The following is a 12738-nucleotide window of genomic DNA, read 5'->3' on the forward strand; positions in this document are numbered from 1 at the left end:
TTTGCCCATGGATTTCAAGCCGCCACGCCCCCCTGCCATTGCGACCGAGGGGCTCAATCTGCGCCTTGCGAGCGGGCAAAGCGAGCTTCACATCCTGCGCGACGTGACCTTCAGGATCGAAGCGGGCGAGGTTGTGGCGGTGGTCGGGCCATCGGGCAGCGGCAAGACGTCGCTCCTAATGGTGCTCGCTGGGCTCGAACGCGCGACGAGCGGCTCGGTCGAAGTCGCCGGCACGCCGATCACCGGGCTCGACGAGGACCGGCTGGCGCTCTTCCGCCGCGATACGCTCGGCATCCTTTTCCAGAATTTCCATCTGATCGGGTCGATGACGGCACTCGAAAACGTGATGCTCGCCCTCGAGATCGCAGAAGATCCGCGCCCGCTTGCCGAACTCGAAAAGGCCTCGAAAACCGCGCTCGAGGCCGTCGGGCTCGGGGACCGGCTCGGGCACCTGCCGAGCGCGTTGTCGGGCGGGGAGCAGCAGCGCGTCGGGCTTGCGCGCGCCATCGTCAACCGGCCTCGCCTGCTGCTTGCCGACGAACCCACGGGCAATCTCGACCAGGCGACGGGCGGCCGGATCATCGATCTCATTTTCAGCCTTGCGCGGGAAAACGACATGGCGGTGATGCTCATCACCCATGATCCGCGCCTCGCCGCCAAGGCCGACCGGCAGCTCGAAATGGCCTGTGGCCGGCTCGGGGAACGGGCGGACGCCTGATGGGCCTTTCGCGACTGCAGGGCTGGGTGCGCGTGGCGCTCCGCGATCTTCGCGGGGACCTGCGGCGCTTCGGGGTCCTCCTCGCCTGCATCGCGCTCGGGGTGGGCACGCTCGCCGCCGTCGGCTCGACCGGCGCAGCGCTGCAGGCCGCGATCGACCGTGATGCGGTGGCGTTTCTGGGCGGCGACATCGAGGCGCGGCTCTCCTATCGCGCGGCAAGCGAGGAGGAGCGCGCGTTTCTCGAAACGCTCGGCACCGTCAGCGCGGTCACCGAGCTGAGTTCACGGGCCGGTGCGGAAGGCGCGGGCGCGCTGATCGAGTTGCGCGCCGTGGAGCCCGACTATCCACTCGTCGGCGCCGTCGAAACCCGGAACGGGGTCGTCGATGCGCTCGAACCGCTGCTTGCCCAGCGCGACGGCGCCCATGGCGCGCTCGTCGACCAGCTGCTGCTCGAGCGGCTCGGGATCGGCGAAGGCGGCCGCTTCCGCATCGGCACCGCCGATTTCGTCGTCACGGGCGTTCTCGCGGCTCTGCCCGACCAGGCGGTCAGCGGGTTCCGCCTCGGCATTCCGGTGCTGATCTCCGAAACCGCGCTCGAGCAAAGCGGGCTCATCGGCCCCGGCGTGCTTGCCCGATGGCGCTACAAGATCCTGCTCGGCGAGGGGCAGGACTATGACGGGGCCGCCGCAGCGTTGGCTGCGCGGTTCCCCGGGCAGGGCTGGGAGACGCGCTCGCCGGCCGATGCTGCCGAAAACCTCTCGGAATTCCTCGATCTCTTCGCGCGCTTCCTGATGCTTGTGGGTCTCTCTTCGCTCCTCGTGGGTGGAGTGGGGGTCTCCAATGCGGTATCGGCCTATGTCGCCGAGCGGCAGGGCGCGATCGCGACGCTGCGCAGCCTCGGGGCCACCGGGGCGCGGGTAATGGTGCATCTGCTGGTCCAGATCCTCGTCCTCACCGCGGCCGGCATAGCAATCGGCGCCCTCCTGGGGGCGCTCGCCACCCTCGTGGCGCTGCCCATGCTCGGGGGGCTGCTGTCGCTCGAGCTTTCGGCCTCCATCCATTGGCCCTCCCTCGTGACGGCGGGGTTTTTCGGGCTTCTCGTCGGTTTCGCCTTCGCCTATTTGCCGCTGCGACAGGCCGAGGCCCTGCGCCCCGCACTGCTCTTTCGCACCGCGAGCGGTGGGGTGACGGCGGGGCTCGGCTGGCGCGCGCTGCTCCGTCCGCGCAACGGGCTGCCGCTCGCAATCGCGCTCGGGCTCGTCATTCTCCTTGCCATGTGGACGACCGGTGAATGGGCGCTGGTGCTCTGGTATGCCTTCGGTGCCCTTATCGCCTTTGGGGTGCTGCGAACCGTTGCCGCCCTGCTGCAGTCGGTGCTCCGGGCCATGCCGAGGCCGCGCAACGGGCTCCTGCGCAATGCGCTCAAGAGCATCTATCGCCCGGGCGCCGCCGCGCCTGCGGTCATGCTGTCGCTCGGGCTTGGCCTGTCGCTCCTCCTCATGATCGCGCTCATCGATTCAAGCCTGCGCACGCAACTGCGCAACGAACTTTCGGGCGACACGCCCTCTTTCGTCTTCCTCAACATGTCGCCGGCCGACGATCGTGGGCTATCGGCCCTCGCCCAGAGCGATCCCCGGATCGCCGCCTATGCCAGCACCGCCATGATGCGCGGCATCATCACGGCGGTAAACGACGTGCCGGTCGCCGAAATGGGCGAGATTCCGCGGCCGGTGCGCTGGATGTTCGAGGGCGACACCTCGCTCACCTGGTCGCGCGCCTTGCCCGAGGGCTCGGCGCTGGTGGCGGGGGAGTGGTGGCCTGCAGACTATGCCGGCCCGCCGCTCGTTTCGCTGAGCCGCACCATGGCCGAGCCGCTTGGGCTCTCGGTGGGCGACGCATTCGAGGTGACGATCCAGGGTCGCCCGATCCGCGCGACCATTGCGAGCTTCCGCGAGATCGAATGGCGCAATCGCGGCTTCAACTTCATGATCGTCTTCTCGCCGGGGCTGATCGAGGGCGCGCCCGCGACCTATCTGGGCACGATGACGGCCGGGGATGGCGCGGTCGATGAAATCCAGGCGCTCCTCGTCCGGGACTTTCCCGAACTCTCCTTTGCGCCCGTCGGCGAGGCGCTGGCGCGGGTCGCCGACATCCTCTCGAGCCTCACCAATGCGGTGGCGCTGGTGGGCGGGCTCGCGGTCGTCAGCGGCGTCTTCGTGCTCGCCGGTGCGATGAGTGCCGGCCGTCGCCAGCGCGAGGCCGATGCGATGGTGATGAAGGTGCTAGGCGCGACTCGCGCCAAGGTCGTTCTCGCCTATCTCGTCGAATACGGGCTTCTCGGCTTCATCTCCGCTTTGTTCGCAAGCGTACTGGGGACGCTCGGCGCATGGGCGATCGTGACCCATGTTCTCGAGCTGCAATTTGCCGCGGATCCCGGGCTCATCGCCTTGGTGATCGGGGGGTCGGTGGTGCTCACCATGCTGGTGGGGGTCGGGGTCACCTGGTCGGCGCTCTCGGTCCGGCCGGCGCGATACCTCCGGGCGCTCGGGTGAATCGGTGTGGGCGGGCTTGCCCACCGTCCGCAATTGAGCCATGAAGGCGACGGGGGACGTCAGAGGCCAAGAATGCCGATTTCCAGTAACTTTTTTGTGCGCTCCACCGCGGCTCTCCTTGTGGTGGGGCTGTTGGCGCTGCTGGGCATTCTGGGCACCACGCTGTGGCTCGTCGAGCAGACCCAGCATTATTTCGACGAAGTGGTGGAGGCGCGCGAAGCGCGGACCGCGACGGTCGATCTGCGCGCGGCGCTGCAGGATGCCGAGACCGGCCAGCGCGGCTTCATCCTCACTCTCGACGAGCGGTATCTCGAACCCTACAACGCCGCGCGCGAGCGCGTGCTGCCGCTTTACGAGGTCCTTTCCCGGGTCCTCGCGCCCTATCCGCAGGCCGCCGAACCCATGCAGAGACTCGAGCAGGCGATTACGCTCAAGCTCGAGGAAATCGACGAGACCATTGCGCTGGCGCGCGGTGGGCAGGTGGCCGACGCCGTGGCCGTCATCCACACCGACGAGGGCAAAGCGCTGATGGACGAAGCGCGCGTCTTCTTCGACGCGCTGATCCGTGCGGCCGACCAGCGGCTGATCGAAGGCGTCGAGGACCAGCGCGGCAGCGCCATCGCACTGCGCTGGATCACCATAATCGGGGCCATCATCATCGTTCTGGTCGTTGGCGGTTCGGCGCTGACGGTCGTCCAGTATACCCGCGATCTCATGGCGGCACGTCGGGAGGTCGAGGCGGCCAATTCAGGACTTGAGGCCCGCGTTGCCGAGCGCACCGCCGATCTGGGGCGTGCCAATGAGGAAATCCAGCGCTTCGCCTATATCGTGACGCATGATCTGCGTGCGCCGCTGGTCAACATCATGGGCTTTACCAGCGAACTCGAGCAGAGCGTCGTCCCGATCCAGCGCTATATGGAGACGCGCCCCGAGGACGACGAAGATCCCGCGCTTGCCGAAGCACGGCTCGCTGCGCGCGAGGATCTGCCCGAGGCGATCGGGTTCATCCGCTCCTCGACCCGCAAGATGGACGGGCTCATCAACGCCATCCTCAAGATCTCGCGCGAAGGCCGGCGCCCGCTGCGCCCCGAGCGCCTCGACATCGCCGCGCTCCTCGAGGGCACCGCGTCGGCCATCCACCATCAGGTGAGCGAGAATGGCGGGGATATCGAGATCGATATCGCCAACCCCAAGCTGACGTCGGACCGGATGTCGCTCGAGCAGGTTTTCGGCAATCTGCTTGACAATGCCGTCAAGTATCGCGACAAGTCGCGCCCGCTCAAGATCCGCGTCGTCGGGCGGGACGCGCCGGGCAACCGCATCTTCATAGACGTCGAGGACAATGGTCGCGGCATCGCCCCGCAGGACCATGAACGCGTCTTCGAGCTTTTCCGCCGCTCGGGCGAGCAGAGCCAGGCGGGCGAGGGGATCGGCCTTGCCCATGTGCGCACGCTCGTGCGCAACCTGGGCGGGGACATCACCCTCACTTCGGAACTGGGCGTAGGCACGACCTTCCGTGTCAGCCTGCCCCGTGATCTTCGCGCAATAGTCGGGAGTAGCGCCAAATGAACGAAGCCAGAGCCGTCACCATCATCATGGTCGAGGACGATGAGGGCCATGCGCGCCTCATCGAAAAGAACATCCGCCGCGCAGGCGTCAACAACGAGATCATTCCGTTCACCAACGGCACCGAAGCACTGACCTATCTCTTCGGCGCCGACGGTTCGGGCGAGGCGAGCGCGGGCCGGCACCTGCTGATCCTGCTCGATCTCAACCTGCCCGACATGACGGGCGTCGACATCCTCGAAAAGGTCAAGAGCAACGTCCACACCAAGCGTTCGCCCGTGGTGGTGCTGACCACGACGGACGATACGCGCGAGATCCAGCGCTGCTACGATCTGGGCGCGAACGTCTACATCACCAAGCCCGTCAATTATGAGGGCTTCGCCAACGCGATCCGTCAGCTCGGGCTGTTCTTCTCGGTGATGCAGGTCCCGGAAACCGCCTGACCCATGTCCACCCAGCCCGTCCGCGTGCTCTATATCGATGACGACCCCGGCCTGGGGCGGCTGGTGCAGAAGGCACTGGTCCGCCGCGGCTATGAGGTCGAACACGTCACCGATGCGGAGACGGGCCTCGCCCGGGTCGCCGAAGGCGGGATCGACGTGATCGGGCTCGATCACTATCTGCCCACCGGCACCGGAATGGACGTCCTCGCGGCGCTTTCGGGGCAGGCGGGGGCTCCGCCGGTGGTCTACGTCACGGGCTCGGCCGAAACCGCCGTCGCGGTCGATGCGCTCAAGGCCGGCGCGGTCGACTATGTCACCAAGACCGTGGGCGCCGATTTCCTCGAGCTCCTCGGCAGCGCCATCGATCAGGCGATGACGAGCGCCCGGCTGACGCGCGAGAAGCTCAAGGCCGAGCGCGAGATGCGCGAAGCCCGCGAGCGTGCGGAAATGCTGCTGGGTGAGGTCAACCACCGGGTCGCCAACTCGCTGGCGCTGGTCGCGGCGCTGGTGCGCATGCAGGCCAATGCGGTCACCGAACCGGCCGCCCGCGACGCCCTCAACGAGACGCAGGCGCGGATTTCCGCCATCGCGGGCGTGCACCGCCGGCTCTACACCTCCGAGGACGTGCGGTTCGTGGACCTGCGCGACTATCTCCAGAGCCTCGTCGATGAGTTGGCGATCTCGATCAACCTCGCCGAAAACACCACCGTCAGCCTCGATGTCGAGCCGGTGAAGGTGCCGACCGACAAGGCGGTTTCGCTCGGTGTCATCGTCACCGAACTCGTGACCAATGCTTTCAAATACGCTTATCCGGACGGACAGGCAGGCGAGATCCGCGTGCGGTTCTCGACCGAGGGCGAAGCGGGCCGGCTCTCCGTCGAGGATGACGGCATCGGCTGGAGCGGTGCCGGCGAGGTCAAGGGGACCGGGCTCGGCAGCCGCATCGTGCGCGCCATGGCGGGCAATCTCGCGTCCCAGGTCGCTTATGATGCGGGCGGCACCGGCACCCGCGTCAGGATCGATTTCGCGCTCTGATCAGCCTGCCATCAGGCGGCCAAGGCTCGCGATCAGCGACTGGCAGAGCACCATTGCAGGCACCTGCGAGCGGAAATGCCCCAGCCGTGCTTCCTTCACGAAAAGCGCGTGGGTGGCGAGCGGCACGAAGGGGCTCAGCGCATTGTCGGTGATGACGAGCACCGTGCGCCCGCGCCGGGCGGCGTCGCGCGCCGCTTCGAGCGTTTCGGGCGTATAGTCGTCGAAGCTGATCGCGAGCAGCGCGTCGCGCTCGCCGATCGCCAGCATCTGCTGCTCGCGCATGGCGCCCAGATTGTCGAGCAGGAACGCCCGCTTGCCCGCACGGCCGAGCCCGTAATAGCAATAGCTGCCGACCCCGAACGCGCCTCGCGCCGCGGCCACATGCACTGCCTCCGCCCCATGGAGCGCGTCGATGAAAGGGCCGAGCGGGGCCGTCCGCACGTCTTCGCGCAAGCGCAGCAGCGCATCCATCGCCGCCTGGGTGAGGCTGTCGAACACGACGAGCGGATCGTCGAGCGCCAGATCGCCTGCGTTGGCGGGGCGGGCGGCGAGCGCGGCCATGCGCTCCTCATAGCTCATGCGCGGGCCGACCAGCCGCTGCCGGAACACCCCCTGCAGTTCTGCAAAGCCCTCGAAGCCAAGCTCCTTGGCGAAGCGGGTGATGGTGGAGGGCTGAACCTCCGCCTTACGCGCCAGCTCGACGATCGAATGGATCGCGACATCCTCGGGATTGTCGACGACGAACCGCGCAACCTGGCGCAGGCGCTTGCTGAGGCCGGGGCGGCGCTCGGCGAGCAGGGCGACGAGCGCGCCATAATCCTCGACGGGCTGGGGCAAGCCGGCCTCCTTGACAGTTCTGGAAATCCATTTCTAAACTGAAGAATATGGAAATCAACCGGCAGGACGGAAAATGGACGTCACACTTTCTGGCAAGATCCTGCTCGTCACCGGCAGCACGCAGGGCGTTGGTGAAAAGGTGGCGCGGCTTGCCATCGCCTCGGGCGCGGCCGGGGTCCTGATCACCGGGCGCAGTGCGGAGCGCGGTGAGGCGCTTGCCTCCGAACTCGGGACCGATGCCTGCCCCGTCGAATTCATCGCCGCCGACCTTGCCGATCCCGCCGCACCCGAACTGATCGCGGCCAGCGCGGTGAGCGCATTCGGGCGGATTGACTGCCTCGTCAATTCGGCGGGCCTCACCGACCGCGCCTCGCTGCTCGATGGCACGCCCGCGCTCTGGGAGCGGCTGTTTGCGGTCAATGCGCGCGCACCTTTCTTTCTCATGCAGCACGCGGTTGCCGACATGATCTCGCGCCGCGCGCCGGGATCGATCGTCAACATTCTCTCGGTCAACGCGCATTGCGGTGCGCCCGACCTTTCGATCTATTCGGCGAGCAAGGGGGCCCTCTCAACGCTGACGCGCAACGTCGCGCACGCGCACCTGCCCGACAGGATCCGCTGCAACGGCATCAACATGGGCTGGGCGACGACGCCGGGCGAGCACAAGATGCAGGGCGAGACCCTCGGCAAGGGCGCAGGCTGGGTCGAGGAGGCTGCCGCCGGCATGCCGCTCAAGCGCCTCCTGACCGATGACGAGGTGGCGCAGCTGACGATCTTCCTTCTCTCGGACCAGTCGGGGCTGATGACCGGCACGCTCATCGACATGGAGCAGGCCGTGCTGGGCGCACCGCCGCGCCGGGTGGCCAATTGAGCGTTCGTCTGGGGCCGTACACGCTTTCAGCGCTGCCGGCGGACGTTCGGCGCCCCGGCTATGATCGCGCCCGGCTCAAGCGGGGCATTCTCCATATCGGTGTCGGCGCTTTCCATCGCTGCCATCAGGGCGAGTTCACCGACGACGCGCTCGAAGCGGCGTTCGGGGATTGGGGGATCGTCGGGGTCAATCTGAGGGCCCCCGACCTCGACGAAACGCTCGGCGCTCAAGGCGGTCTCTACTGCCGGGAATTGCGCGACCACAACACTGTGGAGCGGCGCCTGATCGGCGCGCTGATCGAGACGATTTCGGTCGGCGACGCAGCAAGCCTCGAGCGAGCGCTCGCATTGGCTGCCGATCCCGCGATCCGGGTCGTGACGCTCACCATCACCGAGAAGGGCTATTGCCATGTGCCGGCGACGGGCCTGCTCGATACCGGCCACCCCGATATTGCGCACGATCTCGCCCATCCGCGCGCGCCGCGCTCGGTGCCCGGCTTCATCCTCGAAATGCTGCGCAGGCGGTTTGCCGCGGGCGCAGAGGCGCCGACGATCATCTCGTGCGATAACGTCCCCGACAATGGCGCGACCCTCCGGCGCTGCGTCACAGGGCTCGCCGAAGCGGGCCGAGATCCGCTTGCCGGGCGGATCGCGGAAACGGTCAACTTCCTCAACACCATGGTCGATCGCATCGTGCCGGCGACGGCGGAGGCCGATATCGAGCGGTTCGCGGCCGAGACCGGCATCCTCGACCTGGGCCTCGTCATCGGCGAACCCTTCCGGCACTGGATGATCGAAGGGGCCCAGGGGCGCGACCTGCCCGCCTGGGACCGGGTAGGCGCACTCTATGTGCCCGATGTCGCGCCCTATGAAATTCTCAAGATGCGCGTGGTCAACGGCATTCAGACCGGGCTCTGCCAGCTCGGCCTGCTTTCGGGCATCGACTACATGGCCGACGTCATGGCCGACCCGGTGTTCGCCCGTTTCGCCCGCGAGATGATCGAGGCCGAAGTGCTGCCCCATCTCCCGGCCGTGCCGGGGATCGATGTCCCCGCCTATCTCGAAACCACGCTCTCGCGCCTCACAAACCCTGCCTTGCGTCACCGGACGGCGCAGATTTCGACCGACGGCTCGCAGAAGATCCGCCAGCGGCTCCTCGAGCCGCTTCGCGCGGCGCTTGCGGCAGATACGCCCTGCGACAGGCTCCTCTGGGGCATTGCCGGCTGGATGGTCTATGCGGGCGGGCGCGATCATGCGGGCCGAACGTTCCCGGTAAACGATCCGCTGGCCGGGCGCACGCTCGCCCTCAGCGCCGAGACTGGCGAAGATGCGGGCGCCTATGTCCGCGGCCTCCTCAGCCTCGAGACAGTGTTCGGGACCGATCTCGGCACCCGGCCCGAAATCGTTGCGGCACTGACCGACCGGGTCGCCCGGTTGCGGCAGCGCCCGGCACGCGCAATCATGGCCGACATTATCGGCGGCGGCGCCTGACGCCGATCGCACACAAGACCAAAAAGGGAGACGAGCATGCGCACCATCAAGGGCCCGGGCCTGTTCCTCGCACAGTTCGCGCAGGATACGGCACCCCATAACAGCCTCGAGGGGATCGCGCGCTGGGCGCGGGATTACGGCTATGAGGGCATCCAGATCCCAAGCTGGGATGCGCGCTTCTTCGATCTCGACAAGGCCTATGAGAGCGAGACCTATTGCGACGAGATCAAGGGCAAGCTCAGCGACATCGGCATCGCGATCACCGAGCTCTCGACCCATTTCCAGGGCCAGATGGTGTCGGTGCACCCGGCCTATGACGCGATGTTCGACGGGCAGTGCCCGCCGCATCTCCGCGGCAATCCCGAAAAGCGCCGCCTCTGGGCGGCCGAGCAGGTCACCAAGGCAGCCAAGGTCTCGGCGCGGCTGGGGCTGACCGAGCATGTGAGCTTCACCGGCTCGCTCGCCTGGCCCTATTTCTACCCCTATCCGCAGCGCCCGACCGGGCTGATCGAGGAGTGCTTTGCCGAGCAGGGCCGGCGCTGGACGCCGATCCTCAACGCCTATGAGGACGCTGGCGTCGACCTCTGCTTCGAAATCCACCCGACCGAGGACGTCTTCGACGGCGACACCTTCGAGATGTTCCTCGATGCGGTGGGCGGGCACAGCCGCTGCAACATCAATTACGATGCGAGCCATTTCATCAAGCAGGGCATGGATTATCTGGGGTTCATCGACGTCTTCCACGAGCGCATCAAGATGTTCCACGTCAAGGACGCCGAGTTCAATCCGACCGCGAAGCAGGGCTATCTCGGCGGCTACAAGGGCTGGCTCGAGCGCGCCGCGCGCGACCGTTCGCTCGGGCACGGACAGGTCGACTTCAAGGGCGTCTTCTCCAAGATGGCGCAATATGATTTCGCCGGCTGGGCGGTCTATGAATGGGAGTGCTGCCTCGAGCACCCCGAGGTCGCGGCGCGCGAGGGCGCGAAGTTCATTTCGAGCCACATCATCGAAGTAACCGACCGGGTGTTCGACGATTTCGCGGCGACGGGGGCGGATGCGAACGTCAACCGCCAGCTGCTCGGGCTGAAGGGCTGACCATGGTCTACGCGACAGGAGACGGGATCGGGCCGCGCCGGCTGCGCGTCGGCATGGTGGGCGGAGGGCGCGAGGCGTTCATCGGGGCGGTGCACCGCATGGCCGCCCGGCTCGATGATCGGCTGGTGCTGGTTGCCGGGGCGCTGTCGTCGGACCCCGAGCGGGCCCGGGCATCGGCTGCCGACATCGGCATCGCGCCCGCGCGCGCCTATGCCGATTATGCCGAAATGGCCAAGGCCGAGGCGGCGCGGGAAGATGGCATCGAGGCGGTGATCATCGTCACGCCCAATCATCTCCATGCGCCCGTGGCGCGGGCCTTCCTCGCCTCTGGCATAGACGTCATCTGCGACAAGCCGCTGTCGGCGACCCTTGACGAGGCAGAGGAGCTGGCGGTTCTCGCGCGCCGGTCCGGCCTCGTCTTTGCGGTCACGCTCAACAATACCGGCTACGCCATGGTGCGCGAGGCGCGGGCCATGGTGGCCTCGGGTGCGCTCGGGACGCTCCGGATCATCCGGGCCGAATACATCCAGGATTGGCTGACCCTGCCCATCGAGGGCGAAGGCAACAAGCAGGCCGAATGGCGGACCGACCCGGCGCGGGCGGGGCGGTCGGCATGCCTTGCCGATATCGGGGTGCATGCCTATAGCCTCGCCCAGTTCGTCAGCGGGCTCGAGCCCGATGCCGTCGCCGCCGATCTTTCCACCTTCGTGCCCGGCCGCCGGCTCGACGACAACGCTCACGTGCTCATGCGCTACGGCACCGGCGCCCGGGGCGTGCTGATTGCGAGCCAGGTGAGCCCGGGCAATCTCAACCGGCTCTCGCTCAAGCTCTATGGCGACAGGGCCGGGCTCGAATGGGAGGGGGCCGAGCCCGAAGTGCTGAAATTCACCCCGTTCGGCGAGCCGACGCGCACGCTGGTGCGGGGCGGGCCGGGCGTGGGCGCGGCGGCGGGCCGGGTCTCGCGCATGCCCGCCGAGCATCCCGAGGGCTATGTCGAGGGGTTCGCCAACCTCTATCGCGACGCCGCGGCCCTCATCCTCGCCCGCCGCGCCGGCCAAACGCCCGATCCCGAACTGGTCGCTGCCGTTCCGAACATCGAAGACGGCCTCGCCGGCATGCGCTTCATCGAGGCGTGCGTCGATTCAAGCGAAGCGGGCAGCGCCTGGACAAGGCTGGTGCGCTGAGGCGCCCCTCCCGCGCTCAGAAGAACTCGGGCAGCATGTTCCGCGCCGCTTTGCCTGCGGCGGTGACGGCATCTTCGGGGGCGCTGGCATAGGGCCAGAGCAGGCGCGGACCGATCGGGCCCCAGCCGCCGGCGGCAGCCATCAGCTTGTCGAGTGCGCCATTGGAAAGCCCGTGGCTCCTGACGAGCGGCAGGACGTGGCTCGCCATGAAGGCCATGATGCGCGCCTCGAGCTCTGCGGCCGCGACCGGATCGGAGCCCGCGAGGTCCCAGTGGAGGCAGGCGCCTTTGGGGCTCAGACAGGCGACGTTGGAGTAGGCACCATCGGCACCGAGCGGGCGCCCGAACGCGACGGTATGGCCGGCAACGAAGACCGAAAGGCCCGGCAGCGTTTCGCGGCGTTCGGCATACCAGTCCGCATCGCCGCCGGGGAGTTTCGCGCCGACGAGATTGGGCGCCAGCGCGCGGAGCGGGGCGATCTGGGCGGGGCGGAGCCGGCTTTTGGCGTGGGGCGGGTTGTAGAGGACGAGCGGGGTGTCCCAGGCCGCCTCCTGCATGCCGACGATGAAGGCTTCGATCTCGGTTGGCGAGGGCGGCCACCAGTCGGGCAGGGTGATCTGCGCTGCGGCCGGTCGGATGGCGTGGAGCCGGGCGAGGCGCTCGCGGGCGATGCGCGGATTGGTGTGGCTGACCCCGATCTGGAAGGGGAGGCCGGCGGCACCGGCGCGTTCGGCGACGAGCGTGGTGATGCGCTCGTATTCGGCCTCGGTCTGGTTGTGGAATTCGCCTGCCGTGCCATTGCTGTAAATCCCGGCGACGCCGCTTTCGCAAAGAATGTCGAGCGCGTCGGAAAGCGCCGGCCAGTCGATCTCGCCGTCCTCACCCACCGGCAGCAGCACCGTGCCCCAGATGCCGCGGGGTGCGTGGGCGGGGAGGGTGTCGGGCACC

The 12738-nt window shown here is 67.7% G+C and carries 11 protein-coding genes; 9 read left to right on the forward strand and 2 right to left on the reverse strand.

Going from position 1 to position 12738, the window contains the following annotated elements; translation table 11 throughout:
- Window positions 1-7 precede the first annotated feature (7 nt).
- The 5 genes from EMQ25_RS02520 (at window position 8) to EMQ25_RS02540 (ending at window position 6314) form a co-directional block, all read left to right on the forward strand.
- Window positions 8-718: an ABC transporter ATP-binding protein gene (locus tag EMQ25_RS02520; protein ID WP_127186972.1), complete on the forward strand. Its 711-nt coding sequence runs from the start codon at window positions 8-10 to the stop codon at window positions 716-718.
- The gene (locus EMQ25_RS02525; protein WP_127186973.1) at window positions 718-3270 is read left to right on the forward strand and encodes an ABC transporter permease; all 2553 of its coding nucleotides are present in this window, start codon (window positions 718-720) and stop codon (window positions 3268-3270) included. Before EMQ25_RS02520 ends, EMQ25_RS02525 begins: the two co-directional genes overlap by 1 nt.
- 72 nt (window positions 3271-3342) lie before the next feature.
- The gene (locus EMQ25_RS02530; protein WP_127186974.1) at window positions 3343-4839 is read left to right on the forward strand and encodes a sensor histidine kinase; all 1497 of its coding nucleotides are present in this window, start codon (window positions 3343-3345) and stop codon (window positions 4837-4839) included.
- The gene (locus tag EMQ25_RS02535) at window positions 4836-5279 is read left to right on the forward strand and encodes a response regulator (RefSeq protein WP_244606439.1); all 444 of its coding nucleotides are present in this window, start codon (window positions 4836-4838) and stop codon (window positions 5277-5279) included. The genes EMQ25_RS02530 and EMQ25_RS02535 overlap by 4 nt, the downstream gene beginning before the upstream one ends.
- Before the next feature lie 3 nt (window positions 5280-5282).
- Window positions 5283-6314 (forward strand): histidine kinase dimerization/phosphoacceptor domain -containing protein, encoded by a 1032-nt coding sequence (locus EMQ25_RS02540; protein WP_127186975.1) that lies wholly within the window; start codon window positions 5283-5285, stop codon window positions 6312-6314.
- Here EMQ25_RS02540 and EMQ25_RS02545 read toward each other — a convergent pair whose 3' ends face one another.
- Complete coding sequence (locus EMQ25_RS02545) at window positions 6315-7151, reverse strand: MurR/RpiR family transcriptional regulator (protein WP_127186976.1); 837 nt, start codon at window positions 7149-7151, stop codon at window positions 6315-6317.
- A gap of 73 nt (window positions 7152-7224) precedes the next feature.
- Here EMQ25_RS02545 and EMQ25_RS02550 point away from each other — a divergent pair, with 73 nt between their 5' ends.
- From EMQ25_RS02550 to EMQ25_RS02565, 4 genes are read left to right on the forward strand one after another with little or no spacing between them, the layout of a single operon-like run.
- On the forward strand, window positions 7225-8022 hold the full coding sequence (locus EMQ25_RS02550; RefSeq protein WP_127186977.1) for an SDR family oxidoreductase: 798 nt from the start codon (window positions 7225-7227) through the stop codon (window positions 8020-8022).
- Window positions 8019-9512 carry a mannitol dehydrogenase family protein gene (locus EMQ25_RS02555; RefSeq protein WP_127186978.1) on the forward strand — a complete coding sequence of 498 codons (1494 nt, stop codon included), beginning with the start codon at window positions 8019-8021 and terminating at the stop codon, window positions 9510-9512. Before EMQ25_RS02550 ends, EMQ25_RS02555 begins: the two co-directional genes overlap by 4 nt.
- A 36-nt stretch (window positions 9513-9548) precedes the next feature.
- A complete protein-coding gene (locus EMQ25_RS02560) occupies window positions 9549-10607 on the forward strand; it encodes a sugar phosphate isomerase/epimerase family protein (RefSeq protein WP_127186979.1) in 1059 nt (352 codons plus the stop codon).
- Between the two features lie 2 nt (window positions 10608-10609).
- Window positions 10610-11791: a Gfo/Idh/MocA family protein gene (locus tag EMQ25_RS02565; RefSeq protein WP_127186980.1), complete on the forward strand. Its 1182-nt coding sequence runs from the start codon at window positions 10610-10612 to the stop codon at window positions 11789-11791.
- A 16-nt stretch (window positions 11792-11807) separates the two neighbouring features.
- Here the strand turns inward: EMQ25_RS02565 and EMQ25_RS02570 are convergent, their stop codons facing one another.
- Window positions 11808-12737 (reverse strand): dihydrodipicolinate synthase family protein, encoded by a 930-nt coding sequence (locus EMQ25_RS02570; protein WP_244606440.1) that lies wholly within the window; start codon window positions 12735-12737, stop codon window positions 11808-11810.
- Window position 12738: the final 1 nt, after the last annotated feature.

Origin of the sequence: Arsenicitalea aurantiaca (genome assembly GCF_003994485.1) — a bacterium.
Classification (GTDB): domain Bacteria; phylum Pseudomonadota; class Alphaproteobacteria; order Rhizobiales; family Devosiaceae; genus Arsenicitalea; species Arsenicitalea aurantiaca.